Source organism: Corynebacterium sp. UBA4397 (assembly GCF_002390965.1).
Taxonomy (GTDB): Bacteria; Actinomycetota; Actinomycetes; order Mycobacteriales; family Mycobacteriaceae; genus Corynebacterium; species Corynebacterium flavescens.
Map to the genome: position 1 here is coordinate 54,203 of NZ_DGRD01000026.1, position 24,714 is coordinate 78,916.

The following is a 24,714-nucleotide window of genomic DNA, read 5'->3' on the forward strand; positions in this document are numbered from 1 at the left end:
TATACATGTGTTGCCGATCGGCATTCCGTTTCGGTAGGGTCTACTTTTGATAACGGGAAGATAACGATGCTGCCCGGCCTCGAAAATTCGACATGATGCGTGATGATTTCGTAACCTGATTGAGACATTGAGTTACTCACCGATGAGTTGCCCAATAAGAACTAAACACTTGAACACCGCATCTGGCCCCTTTCAATTGGGGGCCGAGTGGAGACAGTCCTAAAGGAATGGATTGTCGTCGAACGCTAGGCCCGTCCACGGGTTAGAGCCTCGCAGTCCTAGATGGGACCAAAAAGAGAGTGACTTCAAGGCAGCTTTAAAGAGTTGCCGTTCTCTTTTGCGCGGGGTAGGTGAAATTAAAGATTTGGAGTTTTATTCGTGGCTAAGCACCGTCGTCAGGGCGCAATCATTACCCGTCGTTTCGCAACCAGCGCAGTTGTCGCTGCGGCTGCTGCTGTCACCGTTCCTGGTGTCGCACAGGCTGCCGAGGTCGTCGTCCCTAACACTGACTACCGTTTCGAGGTAGCCGGCTTGGAGAACGTCCCCAACATCGACCAGGTCCCTAACATCGGTACCTACGTTCCCAGCCAGAACCAGGCTAACAACTACTCTGCACCAGCTGCTGCTCCTGCAGCTGCACCGGCACCGGCCGCGCAGACTGCTGGTCAGAAGGCTCTTGAGGCTGCTCGCTCCGCGATTGGCTCCCCATACGTTTATGGTGCTGCCGGCCCCAGTGCTTTTGACTGCTCTGGTCTGACTTCTTGGGCTTACCGCCAGGCTGGCGTTGAGATTCCTCGCACCTCGCAGGCACAGGCTGGTGCTGGCCAGAAGGTTTCTCTGGATGCGCTGCAGCCGGGTGACATCATTGCCTACTATGGCGGTGCATCTCACGTCGGTATCTACACCGGCCACGGCACCATCATCGACGCTCTGAATGACGGCGTTCCGGTTCAGGAGCGCGAGTTGAACTACATGCCGATCCACTCGGCGGTTCGGTTCTAAGCGGCTGCGCTAGTCCCTAACTACACCCCGTTATCCCGCGTTGTTGCAGCGTTGGGAAGCGGGGTATAGTTATTTTTTAGTTTTTACTGGCAACCTTCGTTCTTTGGGGTACTCTTTAGCCGGTTATTACACTTTCTTAAGTTGAGGGCTTAATTGTGTCTGCTTTTTACTTTCGCCGCGGCTTGCTTTCTGCTCGCGTAGTCGGCGGTGCCGCCGTTTCGGCCATGCTTCTTTCTTGCGTTTCCACTGCACCTGCTGCCTTTGCTCAGGAGACTGTGGAGTCTGCAGCTAGCGTAGACGTGGCGGATCTCGTCGCGCGCGTGTCTGACGTGGCGCAGAAGGTTTCGGCCAAAAATGAGGAAGTAAAAGGGATGGAGGATCGCCTGGGGGAGGCGCAAGCTCAGGTCGATGACTACACCCGCAAAGCACAGGAAGCCGAGGACGCTGCGGAGGCAGCTGCCGCCCAGGTCGCCGAGAAGCAGGGTCGCGTCGACGGAATAGCACAATCCCGTTACCGCGGTGACTCCCGTGACTTTGTCCGCGGCGCATTGGCTGCCCAAGACCCAGCCACGGCGGTAGAGCGCATGGGTTACCTGGGCGCAATTTCGCAGACGGCTAAGAAGCAGTTGGATGCAATGTCCGCCGCAGCAAGGGACGCGCGGGGGAAGAAGAGTGCGGCAGATGAGGCCGTAAAGGTTGCCCAGGCAAAGGCAGAGGATCTTGCCAAGCAAAAGGAGCAGCTGTTCAAGGAAAAGGAGAGCCTCAATAAGCAGCAACAGGACATCGAAGCTCAGGTCAACGCCCTCAGCCCTGAACAGCGCGCCCTTTGGGAGTCTCAGTTCGGCGGCTCCACCAAGATTGATCTTGCCTCACTGGGAAGTGGATCTTCTTCTGCAGCGGTACAAGCAGCTCTCACGAAGCTCGGCGCCCCTTATGGATGGGGAGCAGTCGGCCCAGACGTCTTTGACTGCTCAGGCCTCATGCTTTGGTCCTATCAACAGATGGGCAAGAGCATTCCGCGTACCTCTCAGGCGCAGATTGCGGGAGGGACCCCGGTTCCAGTTGCTCAGCTTCAGCCAGGAGACATCGTTGGCTACTACGAGGGTGTTACCCACGTTGGGATGTACATCGGCGATGGTCAGGTAGTTCATGCATCCACTTACGGAGTACCGGTTCAGGTCGTCCCGCTCAACTCGATGCCCATCACCGGTACCGCTCGCTACTAGGGTAGGGGCTTATGGCTCGTATCCTTCTCGTCAGCAACGACTTCCCGCCCACTATCGGTGGCATTCAGTCCTACTTACGTGACTTCGTCGACACCCTAGACCCGGCCGAGGTTCTCGTATTCGCTTCGACCCAGGATAAGGCCGCGGCGGCCTCTTATGACGCCGGATTGTCCTATCGTGTTATTCGCTGGCCGCGCAGAATCATGCTTCCCACTCCGGCGACTATAAAAGAGATGCAGCGTATCATTCGGGAAGAGAACATAGAGATCGTTTGGTTCGGCGCGGCAGCCCCGTTGGCATTGATGGGCAGGGCTGCTAAGGATGCGGGGGCGAGGAAGGTTGTCGCCACCACCCATGGGCATGAGGTGGGCTGGTCCATGCTTCCCCTCGCCCGCACGGCCTTGCGTCTTATCGGCAATAGTGCGGATTGCGTGACATACATTTCTGAGTACACCAAGCGGCGTCTCGTGGCGGCTTTTGGTCCGCATCCGCGCTGGGTGCATCTTCCCTCCGGCGTGGACTCGCAGGAGTTTCACCCGGGCACCGCAGAACAAAAACTCGCCGCCCGCCGGCATTTCGGCCTTAAGGAGCATGGCCCACTCATCGTGTGTATTTCGCGGATGGTTCCGCGCAAGGGCCAAGATCAGCTGTTGCGTGCCATGCCAGAGATTCTAGAACGCTTTCCTGACGCGCAGCTTCTCCTTGTCGGGCGCGGGCGCTACCGCGCAACTATAGAAAAGCTGTCCAGCATATACTTTCCCAGAGCAGTAATTCATGAGGCCAAAGACTCGAAAGAATTAGCGCAAGCTCTGCACGCGGCTGATGTTTTCGCCATGCCTGCGCGTACTAGGGGGGGCGGCCTTGATGTGGAGGGGCTGGGAATTGTCTATCTCGAGGCCCAAGCGGCAGGCTTGCCTGTCGTGGCAGGAAATTCCGGTGGCGCACCAGAGACCGTAACGGGGGCCACTGGCATCGTGGTAAATGGTGCTAGCGTGCCGGAACTGACGGCTGCTCTCATAGCTCTTCTTAGTGATCCGGTGCGAGTGCGGGCCATGGGGGTGGCGGGGCGTGATAACGTAGAAAAGCACTGGAGCTGGGACATTATGGGTAGTCGGCTTAGAGAGATCCTAGCGAAAGAGCGATGAATGTGACCCAAGGCCGCGTTGCGGTATATCCTTTTGTTCATGCTTGAACATACTCGCCCCGCCGCGGGGGCCGACGGATCCTGCTTGAGCATCGGGTTCGATATCGGCGGCACCAACCTGCGGGGTGGGGTAGTTGATGAGAACGGAACCGTCCTGGAGACTCGCACCGTCCCCACATCCCAGGACGCGCGCGCTCTAGAGGACGATATTGTCCGGGTAGTAGAGGACTTAGGGGCCAAGTACAGCATTTCGGGTGTCGGGCTGGCGATAGCCGCCTTTTTGGATCCCGGCTGCGAGAACGTCCGCTTTGCTCCCCACCTGCCGTGGCGGGATTCTCCGGTTCGCCAAATCTTGAGCGACCGACTCGGAGTGCGAGTCAGGCTCGAGCATGATGCAAACTCTGCGGCGTGGGGGGAGTGGCGTTATGGAGCAGGCCGAGGCGCTAAAGACTGGGTATTTTTCGCGGTAGGCACCGGCATCGGCGCTACGTTGATGACCGAGGACAAGATTTACCGGGGAGCATTTGGTACAGCCCCTGAATTTGGACACCTCGTGGTGGTTCCAGGTGGGCGGGAATGCTCGTGTGGAAAGCGCGGTTGTCTAGAGCGATACGCCTCCGGAACCGCCTTGCCTGATACCTTTGCCGAGCTTAAGCCGTATTACGAGACATCTTTGCCAGGCGCTCCAACCGGCGAGCAAATTGCACAGAGGGCGCGCGAAGGTGACGCATTGGGCCAAGCCGTGATGAATGATTTCGGCCTCTGGCTGGGACAAGGGCTATCTATTGTGGCCGATGTCCTCGACCCCGAGCTCATAGTTCTTGGCGGCGGAGTTTCCAAGGACGCAGACTTATTTCTCGATATTTCGCGGCAGGCAATGTCCCGGGAGATAGTGGGGGCCGGATACCGGCCCTTAGCGCGCGTAGCGGTCGCCGAGTTGGGATCTGCGGCAGGTATGATTGGTGTCGCTGACCTCGCTCGAGAAAACCGATAGCACCTTTGAGAAGAAACGTTGAGGACGCTCGATGAACAACAAATGGTACTGGGCCTTTAAGTACGTCTTTTTCGGGCCGGCTCTCCGCCTATGGAACCGCCCGTGGACAGAGGGGATGGATAATATCCCCGACCGCGGTCCGGCGATCCTCGTATCCAACCACCAATCGGTGATGGACTCTTTCTTCTTCCCGCTCATGTGCCCGCGGCAGATCACCTTCCTTGCGAAGGCCGAGTATTTCAATTCCCCCGGTCTGGTGGGAAGGGCGCAGGCATGGTTCTTCAAGGCTGTTGGCCAATTGCCGGTCGAGCGCGGTGCAGATTCCGCAGCAGAGGCCATGATTTCTGCTGCGAAGAAGGTTCTCGAGAAGGGCGATCTTTTCGCTATCTATCCGGAGGGAACGCGCTCCCCGGATGGGCGTATCTACCGCGGGCGAACTGGCATGGCTCGTTTGGCTATGTTGACGGGCGTTCCCGTGATCCCCTTGGCCATGTTTGGTACCCGTGAAGCTAACCCCATCGGTACCTGGGTCCCTCGCCCGAAGAAGGTGGGGATGAAAGTAGGGGATTCCATAGCTCCCTGGGAGTGGGCAAAAGAGCGTGACCTCGATGTCAACAGCCGCGAAACGGCACGCGAGTTCACCAACTTCATCATGGACAAGCTGGTGGAGCTCAGCGGCAAGCCTTACGTAGACGTTTATGCATCAGACGTGAAAGCATCACTTAATGCGGGGCATGGTTACCCGGCCGGGTCTGAGCCAGGGGGACCGAGAGAGACGGAGGCGCGCTAGTCAGTGACTTCTAGTACTACAACTCGCTTAGCTTGGCCGGATGTGGCCAAAGGAATCTCCATTTTGGGCGTGGTCTTACTCCATGTCACCCTAGCCGTGCCCGAGGCTCAAAATACGTGGCTTGCGCATTTCAATGTCTGGCTCGACCCGCTCCGCCTCCCGCTGTTCTTCTTAGTTAGCGGCTATTTCTCAACCAAGGTGCTGCGTTTTTCTTTCGTGGAACTCTTCACTCGCCGCCTCTGGTTCTTCCTGGTTCCTTATTGCATCTGGGCCGGCATTGAGCTGTGGCTGCAGAAGATTGAGTATCACTGGGTATTCGATACTCCGCTGCTGCAAAAAGAGGACCTGTTCCGCGCTTTGTTTTTCGGCTCCACCATGGCGTGGTTCCTGCATGCTCTCATCGCCTTCAATATCTTCCTGTGGGCGGTTCGCAAGCTTCCCGCATGGCTCGCCATTGCTCTGAGCTTTCTACCCATGCTCTTTATAGCGTGGAATGCGCAGTTTAGCTTCATTTCTAAAGCCGTGATGTTCCTTCCGATCTTTATCGGTGCGGCCTATCTCAAGGACTTCATCACGAAGTATGCACAGGCCCTTGCTGTGCCTTTCCACAGCAGGCTGAACGCTTTAAGCCTGTGGGCGTATGGCGGCACGTTCGTGGCTTATGCCACAGGATTCATTCTGCGCCGGGCGTGGGACAAACAGGGTGATGAGGTGCTCTTCCCGTGGCTCCTGCCCGGTGCAGACATGCTGGGGCATGATGACCTCAACGTGCTAATTCGCTTTGCGGAGCAGCTCCTAGAGGTGCCACTCGGGGTTTTGCTTGCCGTAGTGATTTCTCACCTTGGAGGACTATCCCAGGCGTTGCAATTTGTGGGGCGCCACACGCTGCCCATTTATCTGGGCCATCCCATTGGGATGACTCTCGGCGTCGGCTTTTACCTGGCGTGGAACCCACGGGCCATCTCCCTTGCGGGGGACTGGCCTATGGACAATACCTGGTTCTGGCTGACTGCCTGCATGGTGTGCTCCGGCTTAGCCGGCCTAGTGCTGTGGTTGATAGGCAAGACTCCGGTGCTTAAGTGGTCCCTCACGCCACCGCCTTTGGCTGGGCGTTATCGGCAGTTTCGCGAGTGGACGAGCCAGAAAAGCTCGAAGCCGCAGCCAGCGCAATCAGAGCGCAGGTAAGCCAAAGATAGTCGTTGCCTGGTACTTGCTGCCACAGCGACCACGTCAGTTCTTGATCGTTCGTGCTCGGCACGAGCCAGTGTCCGCGAGCGAAAAGCACGAGCCACGAGAGTGCTGCCGCCCAGTAGCAGCGCCGCACCGTAAGGAAGGCGGCGGCCAAGGTGAGCCAGATGAAGTGATGCGACCACGACACGGGTGAGCATAGCAACGCCGCTGCAGAAGCCAACAGAAGCAGCTCGACGTCGCCCACAGTGCTGTTGGGCGCCTCCGGACGGGCCGGCTGAGTTAGGCCGCTTTGAGAGACGCGGTGCATGATCCACCACAACGCTGCGACCACGATTAGACAGGTGATGAGCCACGCGGCGCTAGCGTGCTCAGGGGCGACGCGGGAGAAGAATCCCCTTAAGGACTGGTTGGAGGCGTAGGCCAAGCCACCGATCCGTTCCGAGTTGCGCAGAGTCTCAGTCCAGTACTGCAGAGAACTTGAGGCGGAGAACAGAAAACCCAGTGCAGCACACGCTACGAAAGAGACAAGCGTGGTAGCCATTGCCCTCCACTGCCTGCGGATGAAGAAGTATCCCAAGAAAACTGCGGGAGTGAGCTTGATGGCCACGGCGATGCCGGTGAGAACGCCACGCCAGCGTGAAGTGCTGGGGACGGCGAGAATGTCAATGACGACGAGAGCAACGAGGATAATGTTGATCTGCCCGAAGTTGATGGTCTGGGTGACCGGCTCGGTCAGGCACGCTGCCACGAGGAGCCAACAGGCCCAAGTCAGGGTTGCGCCAGTGCTCTTTTCTGGCGCTGCGCTGCGGACAAACAGGTACAAAATACAAAAGAGCAGAGCCAAGGAAGCCAGGGCCAGCAGCAAAGAGTTGAGACCATAAGGCAGCCAGGCGAAGGCGGCGAAAAGTGCGGCGGCAAACGGGGGATAGGTAAAAGGCAACGTGATGGATCCGCTATGGCGGGGGTCTCCAACGACGTAGTCCTGCCCATAGAGGTTTTCGCCGCTGAGCAGTGCCTGCCCGCCCTTGCGATAAACGTCAAGATCGATCAAATAAGCCAGCCGAAACCCTTGTGGAGAGTTCCAAGAGGAGAAATCGACGATGAGGGCGGTAACGATCGCGATGCTGATGAAGAGGGGAAAGAGCTGGTACCAGCGGAGTTTTTTCACTTGACCAATTCTATACAGTTGCATAAGCTGCGCAAAAAGCATGAGCACCCTCAAACGGCTCCGGCAGGACCACGACGGCTACTATATAGTCCGTGCGTTACTTTTATGACACCGAATTCATCGAAGACGGTGAGACCATAGAGCTCGTCTCCATCGGCATCGTCGGGGAGGACGGCAGCGAGTACTATGCCGTCTCCACGGAGTTTCATCCCGAAAGGGCGAATGCGTGGGTGCGCGAGAATGTTCTACAGCAGCTTCCCAGCCCTTCTGATTCGGTGTGGAAATCCCGGCGCACCATCCGCGAAGATGTGTATGCCTTTTTGAACAAACACTCGACTCCAGTTGAGCTGTGGGCGTGGGTAGGGGCTTATGACCATGTGGTTATCGCGCAGTTATGGGGCGATATGAAGTCGCTTCCCAAGAGGCTGCCGCGCTATACCAGGGAGCTCAAGCAATACTGGGAATTTGCCGGTCGTCCGGCCCTTCCGGAGGTACCTAGGGGCAACCATGACGCGCTTGTCGACGCCAGGCACAACCTTGCGAAGTTCAAAGTGTGCGCGGCTGCACTCCCCCTCGAGAAGGGGAATCGAGTCTCGAAAACCTGTTTAACTTCCTATAACTAATCTCTGAATGGTTAAATAGCTGGTGTGAGTTGGACAGTAGATATTCCCAAAGAAGCCCTTCCCGATCTTCCTCCCCTGCCGGAAGGCATTGAAGAGGTCTTTCAGGACGTGGTCAAGCGTGATGCCAAGCAGCAACCCAGCTGGGATCAGGCGCAGGCTGACAACGTCCGGAAGATCCTTGAATCTGTGCCTCCCATCGTTGTCGCGCCGGAAATCGAGGTTCTGAAGAAGAAGCTCGCCGACGTCGCTTTGGGCAAGGCATTTCTCCTCCAAGGTGGCGACTGCGCCGAGACCTTTGAGTCCAATACCGAGCCGCACATTCGTGGCAACGTTAAGACCCTCCTGCAGATGGCTGTGGTATTGACTTACGGCGCCTCGACCCCAGTGGTCAAGCTGGCACGTATCGCCGGCCAGTACGCCAAGCCGCGTTCTTCCGATATGGATGCAAACGGCCTGCTTAACTACCGCGGTGACATCGTCAACGGCGTGGAACCTACCGAGGAAGCCCGTCGCCACGATCCGGCCCGCATGGTGCGCGCTTATGCAAACTCCTCCGCAGCCATGAACCTGGTGCGTGCTCTGACGGCTTCCGGCACGGCGGATCTCTACCGCCTCCACTCTTGGAACCGCGAGTTCGTTGCTCAGTCGAGCGCCGGTGCACGCTACCAGGCACTGGCGGATGAGATCGAGAACGGCCTTAAGTTCATGAATGCCTGTGGCGTCTCCGACGAGACCCTGCGCTCGGCAGACATCTACTGCTCGCATGAGGCACTCCTTAAGGATTATGAGCGCTCCATGCTGCGCCTTGGCCAAGACGCCAATGGCGAGACCAAGCTCTATGATCTTTCCGCACACCAGGTGTGGATCGGTGAGCGGACCCGTGGCCTCGAGGACTTCCACGTCAACTTCGCTGCTCTCATTGGCAACCCCGTCGGCATCAAGCTTGGCCCTGGCGTGACTCCAGAGCAGGCCGTAGAGTACGCCGAGCGCATCGACCCCAACCGCGAGCCTGGTCGTCTGACCATGATCGCGCGCATGGGCCACGACAAGGTACGCACTGTATTGCCTCCCATCGTCAAAGCTGTTGAGGAATCCGGGCACAAGGTGGTCTGGCAGTCAGATCCCATGCACGGCAATACCTTCACGGCCTCCAATGGTTATAAGACCCGCCACTTCGACAAGATCCTCGATGAGGTTCAAGGCTTCTTCGAGGTGCACCGCGAGCTCGGTACTCACCCAGGCGGAGTCCACTTGGAGTTCACCGGAGAGGACGTCACCGAGTGCTTGGGCGGCGCCGAGGACATCACCGATGTCGATCTGCCGGGTCGCTACGAGTCCGCCGTGGATCCTCGCTTGAACACGCAGCAGTCTCTTGAGCTGTCTTATCTCATCGCGGAGATGCTCCGGAACTAATCTCTGGAACTGGTTTCCGGGAACTGGCCGGCGGGATTAGGCTCTGCCGATCCCGCCGGCCTAGTAAAGGCGCCAGAGCACCGGAATCTCGCCATAGGAGCCTGAACCGAACCACCAGGCTCCTATGGCTACGGCGCCTGCGCCTAGCGCTACGACGATGAAGAATGCCAGCAGGGCTAGCGGCCCGCGGTTGCTCAGCGGGCGTTCTGGCGGTTCTTCCTCCGTAGCTAGTGCCGTGCTCGCGCTTCCGACGGGCCTGGGTGAAACTCTCTCAGGAGAAGCAACGGGCACGTTGGGCACTGGCGTGGCAGGGGGCAGGGCAGGCGGGATCGCAGCGGGGGCCTGCGGCATATCTAGACGTGTCTCGAAGCCAAGCGGTGTGCGTTGCGAGAAATCTCGTGTGAGATCCGGACTCGGGGATAGACTCTCCGGTTCGTGGGGGCCAACTGCCGGGGGTTTCGTGGGTGCTGGGATATTCGTCGTGGCATCGAAGATTCCTGTGTTGCCTGAAACGCTGAAGCTGGTGGGTGCTGCAGCGGTTCTGGCGGCAGCAGAGTTCTTAGGAACCGGCACAGTAAAAGGCGGAAAGCAAAGTTCGCGGGCCACATCATCTACGGCGGCGAGAAACTCGCCGGCGTCGGAAAAGCGCTCATGCGGATCGCGCGCGGTGGCTGTGGCCACGAGGGCGTCGACAAGCGTGGGAACCTCGTAGGTGGCGCGGGCGGATGGAGGACTGACCACGCCCTGCAGCCGCGCCGTCGCGTGCAAAAGGGGAGTATCGCCGCGGAAGGGGACCGTGCCAGTGAGAAGTTCGTAGAGGACGATTCCTGCGGAGTAGACGTCAGAGGCGGGGGTGATTGCCTCCCCGGTTACCTGCTCTGGAGAGAGATAAGACACGGTGCCGACTATCTGTCCAGACGTGAGCTGGTGTGCGTTGGAGGAACGCACGAGCCCGAAGTCTCCGAGCTTGATGCGGTGATTGGCGGTAATGAGAACATTGTCGGGCTTGATGTCTCGGTGAACAAAGCCCGCGTCATGAACCTCCTGCAAACCCGTGAGCAAAGAGTGCATGACGGCCACTGCGCCATGCGCAGGCATTGGGCCACGTTCTGCCAACAACTCGCGCAGAGTGCCGCCGGTTATCAGTTCCATGATGAGGTAGATGGGCTCGCCATCAGCCGAAAAGTCATGCACGGCTACGAGATTGGGATGCTGGAGGCGTGCCATGGCTCTAGCCTCGCGCTTGAAACGCTGCAGGAAGACTGGGTCATCCGCGTAGCGCTCATCCATAACCTTCGCTGCTACGGCCCTGCCGAGGCGTAGGTCTATGCAACGGTAAACCGTCGAGGTACCGCCCCGCGCGATCGCACGGTCGATGCGGTAGCGATCCTCAAGAATATCTCCCACCTCTAAGCCAGTCATAGCAACCAGTATGGTGGATTTGAGGGCAAATGTGTTACCCGCACTACTACTCATTTGGGTTATCGCACTAGGGTAAGGAGAGTGACTAATCTAGATAATCGCTCGCAGGATTCCGCGCCGGATCTTGTACAGTTGCTGGCCGGAGAAGAATTACTTACCCTCGCAGACGTCGCGGAGAGGCTAGATCTAGCCATCACCCGTGCTTATGACTTGCTCAATGACCGCAAGTTCATTGCGTGGCGTAGCCCGGAAGGCACCAGGCTCGTGCCGGCGTCTTTCTTCAACGACAAGGGCAGTATCAATAAGTATGTCTCTGGCGTCATTACGGTCTTGAGCGATGGCGGATACAACGATGAAGAGATTCTTGCCCACCTTTTCAGCGCGGATGACTCACTTCCCGGGCGGCCGATTGATGGCCTGCAGGGGCATCTGGCGCGCGAGGTAATTCGCCGCGCGCAGGCAGCAGCTTTCTAGCTCTGCGCGCCGCCCACTGGAGTGCTTTTCTCGGTAACGCCATCATTTTCTTTGTCTACCGCTTGCCCTAAAGGAGTTTCCTCACCGGAGGAGGGGGCAACGCCGGCGAAAACCCATTGAGTCATAAACCAAGCTCCAATGATGAGGCCGATGTCCCACCACCAGTTATACATTTGGTGGTTGCCGTCTCCAGCGAAGGAGAGCCCGATAAAGACTGTGGCACCGGTGGTGAATTTGACCAGCCATAGTGGCGGGCGGAATGTGCCCATGAGGGTGAGCACGGAGGCGTAGTACCACGGCAGGGTAACAGAATTAAAGAGGAATGCTGCCTGGTAGGCGGCAGCGGTTCCCGCGATGGCGCGTCGTGCACTGCGGCGGCTGAGCCACCAGACAACCGCCAAGCAGAGGAGCATGACCACCATCGAGGCGTTGCGAAGCACGGACAGGATCGCATTATAAGTGGCGTCCGGGGAAAAGACCTGTACTAGTGGAACTACGATGTCGGCTGCCAGAGTGGGGCCGGCGAGCGGGTTGACCACTTTTGAGTTGCCACTGATTTGGCTCAGCCAGCCCCAAGAAGATCCAGAAACCCAGGTTATGAGAGCCACCGTTGCTGCAATCTCGACCACCGCGATGATTCCTGAGACAACAAATGCTATGCACTGCCTTATGCGGCCACGCTGTTGTGGCGCGTAGTGCAAGACCATCAGCCAGACAATGAAAGGCATGGCAAAAATCGCGGTGGCTTTCAGCGCCACGGCAATTCCTACGAGCACGAATCCAACCTGGAAACGGCGATGCAGCGCGGCGAGGAGAGCTAGAGATACTAGCGCGACCATGACCGATTCATTGTGCATGCCGCCCACCAAGTGCAAGACCACCACTGGGTTAGCGACGCCCAGCCACAACGCCAGCGTGGGATCTCCGCCTAGTGCCCGGGCGATTTTGGGAATCGCCCATGCGATGATGGCAAAGCCCAGAACCGAGATCAGCTTATACGTGATGATTCCCGCTGCCACGCTATCGCCGACGAGCCGGGTAACGCCCTCTCCCATCCACAGGTGGAGGGGTCCGTAGGGCGTCGTGGTATTGCGCCAGTCGTGGGAGACCTCGAGGAGGAAAGGGCCGGGGTTGACCGCGGCGCCTTCCGTGTAGGGATCGAAGCCGTCACGCACCATGGCTCCTTGCATGAGATAGGAGTAAACATCGCGGGAGGCCAGCGGAGCTGCAAGAAGCAGCGGAAGGACCCACGCCCACATCATGGTGCGGATGCGGCGAAAGCTCTCGTCATCCTTGGGCGAAGAAGACTTGAGATGAGGGGCAAGCACTTGGCGGCCAGCCAAAATCCAGGCCGCTACTAGTCCAAAAAGTCCCACCCAGTACGCGACCATGCCGAGGTTTCGGCCATGTCCATAGGCAAGGAAGCCCACGTTGAGAACTTCAAGAAGCCCGCCGCGGTTGCGGGTTGCGCCACCGGAGAAAGAGGCCAGCATCAACACGACTGATGCCATCACCCCCAGCGTTAAGGCCTGGGGGATTCTTATACGGACCTTGGTGGAGGAGGAGGCCATATTAACGCTTCTCTTTTCAGGACTCGGACGGAAACAAAACATGGAGGTCAGTAGCTCGACAAGCTCGACATGGGGCTAGTGGCTAAATAAATGCAGGCAAAACAAGTGCAGAAACAAGCACCTAACTCCGACGAGCGGTGGCCTTAAACGCGAGCGCTTCGAGTGTCTCAGTCACTTCTGGGGCCACCCCGGACTCACGCAGATGGCGTAGCCCTGAGGACGTAAGCGCTGCGATTCGCTGCTCGATGAGCGCAGGGGCGCCGGAGTCCGTGATGATCTGCGCGAGGCGCGCTATGTCTGCTGGGTCCTCAACGCTGCCGATTTTCGCTCGCAATTCCGCTGCCGCAGCTGGGTTGCTTTCGTCGGCACGTTGGAGAGCGAGAGCTAGCAGCACCGTGCGCTTTCCTTCCCTCAAATCATCACCGGCTGGCTTGCCGGTGACTTCCGGGTCTCCGAAGACTCCTAGCTGATCATCGCGCAGCTGGAAAGCGACGCCGATATCGCGACCATAGCCCCTGAAAGCGGCGATGAGGGCCTCGTCGGCTCCTGCAATCGCAGCTCCCAAATGCAGTGGCCTTTCGATGGTGTAGGCGGCAGTCTTGAAACGGTTGACGGAATTCGCCAGATTCTCGTCCTCTGAACCAGCGGCCTCGAGGGATACATCGAGTAGCTGGCCGCCGATCACCTCGGTGCGCATGCCACGCCACGGATCGCGCGCTCGGCGCAGCGCTTGGAAGCTCAATCCCGAGTCTTGGAACATATCCTCTGCCCAGACAAGGGCCATGTCGCCCACGAGGATCGCTACAGACTCTCCGAAGGCCTCCGGATCACCTAGGTGCTGCCGGCTGCGGTGGACGGCTTCAACTCCTCGATGCACGGTGGGTTGCCCGCGCCGAGTATCAGAGCCATCAATAATGTCATCGTGGATGAGGGCGGATGCCTGGATGAACTCCAGGGACGCTGCAGCACGGAGCATGGCCTCAGGATCCTCGTCTCCATCGAGCCCTCCGGCGCCGACGAAGCCTGCCCATGCATAAAGCGGACGTATGCGCTTTCCGCCACCTAAGACAAAGGACTCGAGGAAAGCCGTGGCGTTAACCACTGGGGCGCCGATCTTCTCGATCTCGGGGCGCTGCGCACTGACAAACGCTGACAGCTCTTGATGGACAGCCCCGGGAATCTCATCGAGGTTGGGAGTATGGTGCAAAGTCACGAAGTTGAGGATACCGGCTGGCGCGCCTTATTAGGTCAGGCAGGCGGGTGCAGCGGCAGCGTGGCGCCCAGAATTGCGAAAGCACGTGAGTCTGCGGGGTACTCCAGATTACGAAGAACATCAAAGAAACCCACTGAACGGTAGAGCCCAAAAGCTGAATTAGCTTCATGAGCGACTTCTGGGGTGGACAAGAGTACGAAGCGGGCAGGGATGTTCCACACCAGACTCTCCAGCAACTTACGTCCGATTCCTTTGCCCTGGTAGCTGGGGAGAACATGGATCTCGGCCAGCTCAAAGTAGCTGTGCAGAATCTCGTAGTCTTCCGGGGTAGGCCCGCCGGCCTCGAAGAAGCCTCGGCGCAGCTGCCGGTCCCACCAGGTATCGGGGGAGCCGAGGAAGCCATAGGCAATGCCGAGGATCCCCTCGCCGTCCTCTGCGATGATCGCGCTAAAGCCAGGTTTGATGACTTCAGCGCGCCACGAGCTCACTCTATTGGAACGAATGCTGGGGCTATAGCCCATGGCTTCGATATAAATCTCAACCAATTGTGGGGCCAGCAAGGAAAACTCCTGCGGGCTGAGGCGGCGGATCGTGATACTCACGTATTCAATAACAGCAGATTAGCCACTCCTAATCCGCGGTTTCGGAAGAGAATTGTTCTTCAGTCTGCGCGCTATTGAGAATCGCCAGGGAGCCTGTGTTCGAAAACAGGCCGCCTAAGGAGGGTAAACCCTTGATAAATTAGAACATACGCTCTAAAATGAGGGTAGTTGTCGTGGTTGTTGCTTAGTCTCTGTGTCAAAGACCAAGCAAAGAAACTAAGTAAAGAAACCAAGTGAAGCAAAAGCGTGGAGTGTAAAGGAGGAAGATGATGGCTCAGATTATTTCCGCAACGGCCAGGCTCAAGGGAGCTGGGCGTCAAGCACCGGGGGAGTTGAAGCGAGATCGCTTCCTTCGGCAGGCTAGCGAGTTGATTGCCTCTGCTCGCGGTTTTGCCGCGGAGAAACGCTGGGACCGGGCATTGGAGTTGGCTTACCAGGCTGGTCTACGCACCGCCGGCGCCCGCGTCGCGGTCTCTCCGGTGGCTAAGCGGCGCCGTCTTCCTAGTAGCGCCTGGGAGCAGCTGTCCTTGGTTTCCGCCGCGGATAAAGTATGGGCCGCAGAGTTCTCGCGTTACTCCCGTATTCGCTCGCGTGTGGCCTCTGGGTTGGAGGATGCTCCTTCTTCAGAAACTGTGTTTGCGGTGCTTGAGCTTGCGGCGCAGTTCTTGGACGCAACCGTTTCTGACGGGGAGTTCGATGACCTAGCGGCTTAGCCAAGCGCGGTATTGGGTGCTAATCCGGCCGGCGCTTCGCTTGGTTCTAGGGGTTAAAAAGAACTCGTCTGTATTTGTGGGAACTAACTCGCTAGTCTAAGCGTTGAAGCTAGTAGATATATAAAACCCACACTTGGTTGGAGGAACAGTGTCTCTTTCAGAGCAGGAGCAGCGCGCTCTCCGCGAAATTGAGCAGTCTTTGCTCGCGGATGATCCAAAATTTGGCGCCTCAGTTGGCACGGCTTCCTCCTTTGGTAACCCCAGAGGCGGTGCATTAACCCTTCGGGGCGTGGCATTAGTCGTCGTCGGTCTCCTAATGTTGGTGGGCGGCGTCGCTTTGGCCCAACAGAGCATCTGGTTCATCGGCATTTCTATAGTGGGCTTCCTGCTCATGTTTGGCTCCGGGGTATGGATGCTTCGCGGCTCGGGGGAGTCGGCAGGGGGACGGTCGCCTCGTTCGGGGTCGAGGAAGCGGGCTCCGCAGAAGAGCGGCAGAGTCTCTGGCAAGCTCGAGGAGAATTTCCGTCGGCGTTTCGAGGAGAAGTAGAAACATGGGGTAGGGGCGAAAGCCCCGCCTCATTGTTCTCTCACCAAGGAGCTTCCAGCTTCTAGGTTTCTGGAAAAGGCTCCGGCCCTCACCGCACGAAAGTGCAGTGAGGGCCGGAGCCTTTTTCATGCCTGGTTTGCTGAGCATTCTTGTACTCTCCCTTATCTCCCCACTTTCCCCCACATACTAGATTTTGGTGGAGATTGAGGCGGCACCTGCGGGGGTTATGCTTATTCTTCAATGCGGATGAAAGGGCAATTGTTCCTGTTCGCGCGTGGCTCTAGGGTCAGAAGAGATGATGTGGGGTAGTTCTTAAACATGGGGCAGTGGTGATCTGCCGTGCCGCATAGGAGTGGGATCGAGGAAGCTTTGCGGGCTTTTCTCCCACAAGGAAACCCCTCATTTTACTCGGTTTTTAGGATTTGTTTATGGGGAAATCTGCCTCTGGGGTATTGGAAGTGGGGGAAAGTGGGGTAGAGTGGGGCGCAGCGGAGGAAGTTATGTCTCTCAGGCGTGCTTTTCGCCGCTAGAGGAATCTGGCGTCACGAGTTAAGGAGGGGGGACCCGGGATGTTTCTCGGAACCTACACTCCGAAACTGGATGACAAAGGAAGGCTGACGCTTCCAGCGAAGTTTCGTGAGGAACTGGCCGGTGGCCTGATGGTCACCAAGGGCCAAGACCACTCGCTCGCGGTGTATCCGCGGGAGGAGTTTGCCTCACGGGCGAGGAAAGCGGCTGCAGTATCACGCACAAATCCTGATGCGCGCGCGTTCATTCGTAACTTGGCAGCAAGTGCGGATGAGCAAAGGCCGGATGGACATGGGCGGATTACGTTGTCGGCGGCTCATCGCGAGTACGCGCACCTGAGCAAGGAGTGTGTGGTCGTAGGTTCAGTCGATTTCCTTGAAATCTGGGACGCGGGCGCGTGGGCCGAGTACCAGGCGCAAACTGAAGATGCCTATTCAACAGCAGATGCTGATGATGTGTTGGCTGGTCTGCTCTAGTGAGCTAGCCGCTGACACAAAGACAAGTGTGTGTAAGGACTCTGCCCGAGGTGGATGCTCTGGTGTACTTCCCCGATATCAGAAACCTGCCTCGGACAGGGCCCTATACGCACTTAACTTCTATTCCAAGGTCTATTGGGGCTAGCCCAAATAAAAGTTGAAGCAAAAAATCTCGGTAGGAAAAGTGCAACCACGGAAAGGCGGTGAAGAAAATGACCAAGGCTTCTCAGGCGGAGAGCGGGTTCAATGGCAACCGCGGTGCTAGCGAGGGAGTTGACTATGACGTAGTGCATAATCACGGCCACGTTCCTGTGATGCGTGAGCGCATGGTGCAGTTGGTGAGACCTGGCGTCGACAAGCTCGGCGCAGATGCCGTCATCGTCGATGGAACCCTCGGCGCGGGTGGACACACGGAGTATTTTCTCCGCAGCTTCCCTCAGGTGCGCGTCATTGGCGTAGACCGAGACGCGGCTTCGCTAGCCGCAGCCACGCGCAGGTTGGCGCCCTTTGGTGAGCGCTTCCTAGGCATCAATGCCCGCTTCGATGAAGTGGGGGAGAAGATCGCGCAGGCAGACTCCGAGATTTGTGCCGTCGCCCGTGAAAACGGCGTGGCGGGAGCACTTTTTGATCTCGGAGTCTCATCCATGCAGCTAGATCAGCTGGAAAGGGGCTTTGCCTATCGAGCGGATGCGCCCTTGGATATGCGCATGGACCCCTCAGAGGGAATGACCGCCGCTGACGTGCTCAACACCTACAGTCACGGGGACTTGGCGCGCATCCTTAAGACTTATGGCGATGAGCGCTTCGCAGGCAAGATTGCCAGCGCGATCTTGGAGGAGCGCCAGAAGCAGCCTTTTGAGACTTCGGAGCGTTTAGTTGAGCTCTTGTACGCGGCCATTCCCGCGGCCACCCGCCGTACTGGGGGGCACCCGGCCAAGCGGACCTTCCAAGCTTTGCGGATTGAAGTAAACCGCGAGCTGGAGGCCATCGAGTACGTGCTTCCGGTGATAACGGATGCGCTGGCGCTCGGCGGTCGGGCTGTGTTCATGAGCTACCAGTCTTTGGAGGATCGCATTGTTAAGGCGGCTTTCAAAGAGTTGACCGCTTCAACCACGCCTCCCGGGCTGCCGATGGACCTTCCCGGCACAGCCCCGAAGTTTCACACGGTAACGCGTGGAGCGGAAAAGGCTAGTGCGCAGGAAATAGAAGAGAACCCTCGAGCCGCATCTGTGCGGGTCAGGGCTATCGAGCGAGTAGAAGGCCAACCAGACTTTCATGCCCCGAGGAGTCAACGATGAGTGCCACACAAGCCAGAGATACTGAGAGCCGATACAGCGTTAGAGAGGGCCGCCGCACCATGGGCGCTAGCCGTGACTTCACGAGCAGAGGCGAGGGAGATGCTTCCGCGGCGTTGCTTGAGCGCGGAACTTACTCCGCGCCGGGGGGGACGCCACGTCGCGCGGGAACTGTCCACCGGCCGGAGCTGCCACGCCGCACTACGCGGAGGTTAGGCTCTAAGCAGGTCGTCAGCAGGCGCGGACGCCAGATACACCAGCCCTTGGCCAAGTATGCGCACCTCGCGCGCTTGGGCGGAGTAGCTATCCTCCTTCTCGTTGTCGGAGTGATCGTTTCGATAGCGCTTTCTGGGGTCTCGGCGGCGCAGACCTTTAAGATTCAGCAGCTCACGGTCCAAGAGTCCGATCTGGGCAACCAGCTGGAGACACTCAACCGCGATTTGGAGAACGTCCGTTCCTCGGCAGATATTGCGCGTCGTGCAGAGGACAGGAATCTGGGCGTGCCCACCACGCCTGGCATAGTCGAGGTCGATGGTTCCGGCGAGGTGCACACCAAGCGTGAGGCACAGCCTGGAATGGAATCGCTTTACGACGTCAACGGAGAGCCGATTCGCCCCGGACAGGCCTCGAGCGATCCGCGCGAGACCTCAGACATCAGCAACAGTCTCTCGGCTGTTCCGCAGGGCCATCAGCACGCGGGCAATGATGCGCAGCGAGGCGAGAACAGTGAGCGCGATAGGGCAGAGCAGGCCGGAAATCAGCCTGCTGCAGGAAGCGACTCGGGAGCAGATGATGCCGCCGAGGCACCTGCTTTTCCCGCTAACGCGCCCTATGCAAACCGGTAGATAAGAGAAGCGCACTTGGAGAGCAGATGAAGTGATGCTGGCTGTAGCAATATCGCCCGGCTCGCGCGTGGTTGCGCGAGCCTTAGCGCTTGCTAGGGCACAATGACATCAGCAGATTTGCTGGAAATATGTGGCAGATCGTTCAAGTGAGTGCAAGGGAAGGAGACCGCGGACTGTGACTCCACCGAATCCGGGTGGTCGGCGAGCAGGTGATGCCGGCCGTCGCTATGGTGCTAACCGTAGCACTCGGCCAGCACCGGGTCCCCAGGCCAGCGCGCAGCCGCGAACAAGTGCCCGCGCGGCGAGCCCCACGCAAAAGGGCATCATGCGCAAGCGCTTTAGGGTCGTTATCGCGGCATTGTTGGTACTCACTGTTGTATTCGTGGGCCGTTTGGGCTGGATTCAATTGGTGTGGGGTCCGGACCTAGCTGCGAAGGCCGTCGAACAGCGCTCGCGGGTCTATCTTGATCCCGCGCGCCGTGGCGAAGTAGTAGACCGCGATGGTCAACGTCTTGCCTACACTATGCAGGCGAGGTCGCTGACGGTGTCTCCCACGCGTCTGCGTTCGGAGCTCAAAGAGCAAGCAGAACTCGAGGGTGTGGCCGAGGGCAAGTTTAACGGCATGGATGAGGCTTCACGCGAGGCGGCGCTCGACAAGTCTGTACAAGAAACTCTCGACGAGATGGCCACTGCAATTCCGGAGATGATCAAGGAAGCTGGGGCGGCCACAGGCAGCGTCGAATCAAAGCAGATCCTAGCCAAGCTCAAGGCGGATACCCAGTACGAGGTCCTCGTTCGCAACGTCGACCCCGATATTGCGGTGAGCATATCCAACCGCTTTCATGGTGTTGCGGCAGACCATCAGGACATTCGGCAGTACCCGAATGGTTCTATCGCCGAGAACGTCATCGGCAAGGTGTCGATGGATGGTCAAGGACAATTCGGCTTCGAGGCATCCGGGGATTCACTGCTGACCGGCATCGACGGGCGCTCCACCGAAGACGTATCGACTGACGGACAGGTCATCCCCGGTACGCTGCGCGACGAGGTTCCCGCAGTCGAGGGCAAGGACATCACCTTAACCCTTGATCTAGATCTCCAGACCTACGTCCAGCAGAAGCTGGAGAAGGCCAAGGCTAACTCTCAGGCCGATGGAGCGCAGGCAGTGGTCCTCGATGTGGCCACGGGCGAGGTCCTGGCCATGGCGAACACGGGAACGGTGGATCCTAATAAGGACGTCGAAAAGCAGTTTAAGGAAGGCAAGGACTTCGAGAACCGCGCCGTCTCCCACCCTTATGAGCCCGGATCCGTAGCTAAAGTCATCACTGCCGCCGCAGCTTTGCAAGAAGGGGTGACCACCCCGGACGAAGTGCATCAGGTTCCTGGATCCATTGATATGGCCGGCGTCACCGTGAGTGATGCCTGGCAGCACGGCGTGGAGCCTTATACCACCACCGGTATCTTTGGTAAGTCCTCCAACGTGGGCACGCTCATGCTCGCCCAAAAGCTTGGTCAGGAAAAGTATTCGCAATATCTCGAGGCATTTGGCCTGGGCCAGACCACCGGTATTGAGCTCCCTAACGAGTCTTCTGGGCTGGTGCCGCCTCTAGAGCAGTGGTCAGGCGGAACTTTTGCCAACCTGCCCATCGGGCAGGGTCAGTCATGGACAACTCTGCAGATGGCCAGCGTCTACCAGGCCTTGGCCAATGGCGGTGAAAGGATTGAGCCGCGCATCATCTCCTCGATTGCAGGAGAGGACGGAGAGCACGAGGGGCCCGCGCCTAAGACCACCCAGGTGGTGAGCCCCGAGACTGCGAAGACCACGGTTGAGATGTTCCGCTCTGTGTTCCAATCGGATCCCAGTGGCATCCAAAACGGAACGGCCGGCGGGAACTCGATCGAGGGATACCAGCTCTCGGGCAAAACGGGTACGGCGCAAAAAGTTGATCCCAACACCGGTAGCTATTCCAATTCCGCCTACTGGATTACCTTTGCCGGCATCGCGCCGGCCAACGATCCTCGCTTCGTCGTCGCGGTCATGCTCGACGAGCCGAAGTCCGGGGTCAACGATGATGGATCGGGCGGGCAATCGGCTGCGCCCGTGTTCAAAGACATCGCTTCCTGGCTGCTCAACCGCGACAACATTCCGACCACTGAACCAGCGGAGCAGTTGACACTGCGAGCGCAGTGATCGCAAGCATGAGGCGCCACAGAGGCGAATAATAAAGACTTATAAGAATTGCTTTAAAAGGAAATCCTCGGAATACAGGGAGCGAGAAGAAGAAAATGGCAGTGACACTCCACAAACTTGCGGAGATCTCCGGCGGGCGAGTTATCGGTGACGCGCGTGTTGAGGTTTCCTCGTGTGGCCTTGATTCCACCAGTATCGCTTCAGGAGCGCTGTTTGCAGCCCTGCCCGGAACCCATGCGCACGGTGCCAAGTTTGCGGCAGACACTCCAGCTGCGGCGATCCTCACGGATGCCGCGGGCCTAGAGATTCTCTCAGAGGCAGGGGAGCAGCGCCCGATAATAGCCGTGGAGGATATACGCGCGGTGCTCGGCACGATAGCGGCCGAGATTTATAATCACCCGAGCTCGCGTCTGACCGTGGTAGGGGTAACGGGAACGTCCGGAAAAACCACCACCAGCTACCTGCTTGAGGCGGGTCTGCTTCACGCCGGCTTTTCGGTCGGGCTCATTGGGACCACCGGCACCCGAATTAATCGCGAGCCTGTGGCAACTAAGCTGACCACGCCGGAGGCTCCGACGCTCCAGGAGCTTTTCCTGCGCATGCTCGAGCAGGGCGTGACACACGTGGTCATGGAGGTCTCCTCGCACGCATTGGAGCTAGGACGAGTGCGCGGAACCCGCTTTGCGGTGGGAGGCTTTACTAACCTGAGCCAGGATCACCTAGATTTTCACCCGACCATGGAGGCCTACTTCCACGCCAAGGCTCGCCTGTTTTCCGGTGAGCAGGCTGCCCGCCAGGCCGTCGTCTGCATCGACGATAAGTGGGGCCGAGAGATGGAGCACGTAGCCCGCGACTCAGGGCTCGAGGTTAGCTCGGTGGCCACTGATCCTGCACAGGAGGATGAAGCAACCTACTTTGCTCAGCAGGTTCGCGCGGAGGCATCCGGCGTCCAAGAGGTAGAGGTGCGCAGCGCTCATGGCGAGGTGGACTTCCGTCTGCCTTTGCCAGGGAAGTTCAACATCGCGAACGCGGCATTGGCGCTGGGAATGGCGCGCGCCATTGGCGTCGATAGTGAAGTATTCGCTGCAGGGCTGGCTCATGTCTCGGTGCCTGGGCGGATGCAGGCTATCCATCAGGGCCAGGACTTCCTCGCCATCGTGGATTATGCCCACAAGCCAGCGGCCGTGGCTGCGGTGCTCGATACCCTGCGCGGGCAGCTTTCAACAGACTCTGCCAGGATCGCGGTGGTCATCGGAGCCGGCGGTGACCGCGACACCACCAAGCGCCCGTTGATGGGTGCCGCAGCGGCCCAGCGTGCTGATTTGGTGATTGTCACTGATGACAATCCGCGCAGCGAGGACCCTGCTCTCATTCGCTCTGAGGTACTCGAAGGCGCGCGGCACCAAGGTGGCGCGCGGGAGGTCCGTGAGATTGGCTCCCGGGCGCAGGCAATTCAGGCTGCTGTCGAATGGGCAGAGCCTGGAGATGCGGTTATTGTCGTGGGTAAAGGCCACGAAATAGGCCAAATCATCGGAGACCACATCTATCACTTCGACGACCGCGAGGAACTTTCACAGGCAATCGAGGATCGGATTGCCCGCGCGGCTGGGAACTCCCCATCCGCGCAATCGAGAAGTGACGAAAATGGCGTCACTGACATAGAGGAGCAGAAATGATTCCCTTGACATTGCAGGAGATCGCCGATATCACCGGCGGCACGCTCGACCACGTGGATAATCCGCACCAAAAGGTGAGCGGGTTCGTCGAGTTCGACTCTCGCAAGGTAACTCCTGGCGGGCTCTTCCTCTGCCTGCCCGGCGAGCATGTTGACGGCCATGACTTCGCCGCGCAGGCAATAGAAAAGGGCGCGGTGGCCGTCCTAGCCGCACGGCAGGTGGGCGTCCCCGCCATTGTGGTTGAGCCACACGGCAAAATCTCCGGGGAGGGCGCTAATGCTGACATCTATGCGCACGACGTTGATGGTTCGGCCGCGGCGGTTGTAGCGGCGCTGTCTGCGCTCGCGCGTGCCGTCACCCAACGCCTGGCCGCTCAGCACCAACTGCGCATCGTAGGTATTACGGGTTCCGCGGGAAAGACATCCACAAAGGATCTCATCGCCACCATCTTTCGCGCTGCGGGGGATACGGTTGCACCCCCTGGCTCTTTTAACAACGAGGTCGGGCTGCCCTATACGGCTTTGCGCTGTGATGAGCATACTAAGTACCTTGTGGCTGAGATGTCGGCGCGGGGAATTGGGCATATTCGGCACTTGGCGTCCATCACCGCGCCAAAGGTGGGGATCGTGCTTAACGTGGGGACCGCCCACTTGGGCGAGTTTGGCTCCCGTGAGAACATTGCCTTGGCAAAGGGCGAACTCGTTGAGGCATTGCCTTCCGCCGGCGAAGGCGGAGTTGCGGTGCTCAACGCCGACGATGATTTTGTATCCGCCATGGCCCCGCGCACCCAGGCAAAGGTGGTCTACTACTCCGCTTCTACTCCGCCGGCCTCGCAGGCACAGTACTATGCCACGGGCGTCCAGCTTGACGACGTCGCCCGCGCATCCTTTACCCTGCATACCCCGCAGGGCGAGGCCTTTGAGATAAAGCTGCAGGTCTTTGGTCAGCATCAAGTCTCCAATGCCGTCGCGGCAGTGGCAGGGGCTATCGAATCCGGTGTGGATCCGGCGCTTGTTGCGCACGCTCTATCGGGGCATCGTATAGCTTCCAAGCACCGGATGGATGTGCATACCCGCGCCGATGGCGTGACAATCATCGATGATTCCTACAACGCGAACCCGGAATCGATGCGCGCGGCGATTGCGGCTCTGGCCTATACCTCGGCCGCCCGCCCTGACGTGCGATCAATTGCGGTGCTGGGACAGATGGGGGAGCTGGGCAACGAGGCTCAGGAGGCGCACAGCGAGCTGGGGGCTGAGCTGGCCAAGTACAACGTGCAGTATCTCGTCGCGGTAGGAACGAACCCGAATACGCAGGCAATGGCGCAGGCCGCCGAGGCACAGGGTATAAATACTACTGTCTGCGCGGATGTCGAGCAGGCGGCTCAAGCCGTCGAGGATATTTTGCGCACGCCGCCGATCTCCGCGGAGGATTGGGATCGGCGCAGCGCTAAGGATGTTGTTTTGGTCAAGTCTTCCAATGCCCAACATCTATGGAAGGTGGCTGATGCTCTTGTGCGTTAAGTGCTACCACCCACAAGCAGCGCCGATAAGCAGCGCATTCTCCACACGTTAGTTACCGCCGTGACTAAAAAGAATTAGAAAGACTTT

The 24,714-nt window shown here is 58.6% G+C and carries 22 protein-coding genes; 17 read left to right on the forward strand and 5 right to left on the reverse strand.

The genetic code is table 11. The annotated features are described in order from the left end of the window. Positions 1–378: 378 nt before the first annotated feature. The 6 genes from B2696_RS05865 (at position 379) to B2696_RS05890 (ending at position 6,341) form a co-directional block, all read left to right on the forward strand. Complete coding sequence (locus B2696_RS05865) at positions 379–1,002, forward strand: C40 family peptidase (protein WP_286954411.1); 624 nt, start codon at positions 379–381, stop codon at positions 1,000–1,002. Between the two features lie 155 nt (positions 1,003–1,157). Continuing rightward, the gene (locus B2696_RS05870) at positions 1,158–2,228 is read left to right on the forward strand and encodes a C40 family peptidase (RefSeq protein ID WP_286954413.1); all 1,071 of its coding nucleotides are present in this window, start codon (positions 1,158–1,160) and stop codon (positions 2,226–2,228) included. Between the two features lie 11 nt (positions 2,229–2,239). Beyond that, positions 2,240–3,373, forward strand: a complete 1,134-nt coding sequence (locus B2696_RS05875; protein ID WP_075730140.1) for a glycosyltransferase family 4 protein — start codon at positions 2,240–2,242, stop codon at positions 3,371–3,373. A 39-nt stretch (positions 3,374–3,412) separates the two neighbouring features. Beyond that, positions 3,413–4,366, forward strand: coding sequence for an ROK family protein (locus B2696_RS05880; RefSeq protein ID WP_075731221.1), 954 nt, complete (start codon positions 3,413–3,415; stop codon positions 4,364–4,366). 31 nt (positions 4,367–4,397) lie between these two features. Beyond that, positions 4,398–5,156, forward strand: coding sequence for a lysophospholipid acyltransferase family protein (locus B2696_RS05885; RefSeq protein WP_075730139.1), 759 nt, complete (start codon positions 4,398–4,400; stop codon positions 5,154–5,156). Positions 5,157–5,159: 3 nt separating this feature from the next. After that, positions 5,160–6,341 carry an acyltransferase family protein gene (locus tag B2696_RS05890; protein WP_286954416.1) on the forward strand — a complete coding sequence of 394 codons (1,182 nt, stop codon included), beginning with the start codon at positions 5,160–5,162 and terminating at the stop codon, positions 6,339–6,341. On the opposite strand, the gene B2696_RS05895 is transcribed toward B2696_RS05890, so the two are convergent. Further along, positions 6,244–7,515: a glycosyltransferase family 87 protein gene (locus B2696_RS05895; protein WP_286954418.1), complete on the reverse strand. Its 1,272-nt coding sequence runs from the start codon at positions 7,513–7,515 to the stop codon at positions 6,244–6,246. The two genes, B2696_RS05890 and B2696_RS05895, sit on opposite strands and share 98 nt — an antisense overlap. 92 nt (positions 7,516–7,607) lie before the next feature. On the opposite strand from B2696_RS05895, the gene B2696_RS05900 reads away from it, so the two are divergent. Further along, positions 7,608–8,138, forward strand: a complete 531-nt coding sequence (locus tag B2696_RS05900; RefSeq protein WP_286954420.1) for a polyadenylate-specific 3'-exoribonuclease AS — start codon at positions 7,608–7,610, stop codon at positions 8,136–8,138. Positions 8,139–8,162: 24 nt separating this feature from the next. Then, a complete protein-coding gene (locus B2696_RS05905; RefSeq protein ID WP_276623555.1) occupies positions 8,163–9,551 on the forward strand; it encodes a class II 3-deoxy-7-phosphoheptulonate synthase in 1,389 nt (462 codons plus the stop codon). Between the two features lie 60 nt (positions 9,552–9,611). On the opposite strand, the gene B2696_RS05910 is transcribed toward B2696_RS05905, so the two are convergent. Next, on the reverse strand, positions 9,612–10,973 hold the full coding sequence (locus tag B2696_RS05910; RefSeq protein WP_286954422.1) for a serine/threonine-protein kinase: 1,362 nt from the start codon (positions 10,971–10,973) through the stop codon (positions 9,612–9,614). 81 nt (positions 10,974–11,054) lie between these two features. On the opposite strand from B2696_RS05910, the gene B2696_RS05915 reads away from it, so the two are divergent. Further along, positions 11,055–11,447 (forward strand): Rv2175c family DNA-binding protein, encoded by a 393-nt coding sequence (locus B2696_RS05915; protein ID WP_141255930.1) that lies wholly within the window; start codon positions 11,055–11,057, stop codon positions 11,445–11,447. On the opposite strand, the gene B2696_RS05920 is transcribed toward B2696_RS05915, so the two are convergent. From B2696_RS05920 to B2696_RS05930, 3 genes are all read right to left on the reverse strand, one after another. Then, on the reverse strand, positions 11,444–13,018 hold the full coding sequence (locus B2696_RS05920; RefSeq protein WP_276623558.1) for an alpha-(1->6)-mannopyranosyltransferase A: 1,575 nt from the start codon (positions 13,016–13,018) through the stop codon (positions 11,444–11,446). The two genes, B2696_RS05915 and B2696_RS05920, sit on opposite strands and share 4 nt — an antisense overlap. Before the next feature lie 121 nt (positions 13,019–13,139). Next, entirely contained in the window at positions 13,140–14,231 is a 1,092-nt protein-coding gene (locus B2696_RS05925) for a polyprenyl synthetase family protein (RefSeq protein ID WP_376778861.1), read from the reverse strand. Between the two features lie 35 nt (positions 14,232–14,266). Beyond that, positions 14,267–14,833: a GNAT family N-acetyltransferase gene (locus B2696_RS05930; RefSeq protein ID WP_286954426.1), complete on the reverse strand. Its 567-nt coding sequence runs from the start codon at positions 14,831–14,833 to the stop codon at positions 14,267–14,269. 269 nt (positions 14,834–15,102) lie between these two features. Between B2696_RS05930 and B2696_RS05935 the strand changes: the two genes are divergently transcribed. The 8 genes from B2696_RS05935 to B2696_RS05970 all read left to right on the forward strand — a co-directional run bounded on the left by B2696_RS05935 (position 15,103) and on the right by B2696_RS05970 (position 24,627). Further along, positions 15,103–15,546 (forward strand): SAV_6107 family HEPN domain-containing protein, encoded by a 444-nt coding sequence (locus tag B2696_RS05935; RefSeq protein WP_286954428.1) that lies wholly within the window; start codon positions 15,103–15,105, stop codon positions 15,544–15,546. 148 nt (positions 15,547–15,694) lie between these two features. Next, a complete protein-coding gene (locus B2696_RS05940) occupies positions 15,695–16,093 on the forward strand; it encodes a DUF3040 domain-containing protein (RefSeq protein ID WP_286954430.1) in 399 nt (132 codons plus the stop codon). 569 nt (positions 16,094–16,662) lie between these two features. Next, positions 16,663–17,097 (forward strand): division/cell wall cluster transcriptional repressor MraZ, encoded by a 435-nt coding sequence (gene mraZ / locus B2696_RS05945; RefSeq protein WP_075730129.1) that lies wholly within the window; start codon positions 16,663–16,665, stop codon positions 17,095–17,097. A gap of 212 nt (positions 17,098–17,309) precedes the next feature. Continuing rightward, a complete protein-coding gene (gene rsmH / locus B2696_RS05950) occupies positions 17,310–18,395 on the forward strand; it encodes a 16S rRNA (cytosine(1402)-N(4))-methyltransferase RsmH (protein WP_276622579.1) in 1,086 nt (361 codons plus the stop codon). Beyond that, positions 18,392–19,237, forward strand: coding sequence for a hypothetical protein (locus B2696_RS05955; RefSeq protein ID WP_286954433.1), 846 nt, complete (start codon positions 18,392–18,394; stop codon positions 19,235–19,237). The genes rsmH and B2696_RS05955 overlap by 4 nt, the downstream gene beginning before the upstream one ends. A gap of 325 nt (positions 19,238–19,562) precedes the next feature. Continuing rightward, a complete protein-coding gene (locus tag B2696_RS05960) occupies positions 19,563–21,428 on the forward strand; it encodes a peptidoglycan D,D-transpeptidase FtsI family protein (RefSeq protein WP_286954462.1) in 1,866 nt (621 codons plus the stop codon). A gap of 95 nt (positions 21,429–21,523) precedes the next feature. Further along, entirely contained in the window at positions 21,524–23,104 is a 1,581-nt protein-coding gene (locus B2696_RS05965; RefSeq protein WP_286954435.1) for a UDP-N-acetylmuramoyl-L-alanyl-D-glutamate--2,6-diaminopimelate ligase, read from the forward strand. Further along, a complete protein-coding gene (locus B2696_RS05970; RefSeq protein ID WP_286954437.1) occupies positions 23,101–24,627 on the forward strand; it encodes a UDP-N-acetylmuramoyl-tripeptide--D-alanyl-D-alanine ligase in 1,527 nt (508 codons plus the stop codon). The genes B2696_RS05965 and B2696_RS05970 overlap by 4 nt, the downstream gene beginning before the upstream one ends. Positions 24,628–24,714 lie beyond the last annotated feature (87 nt).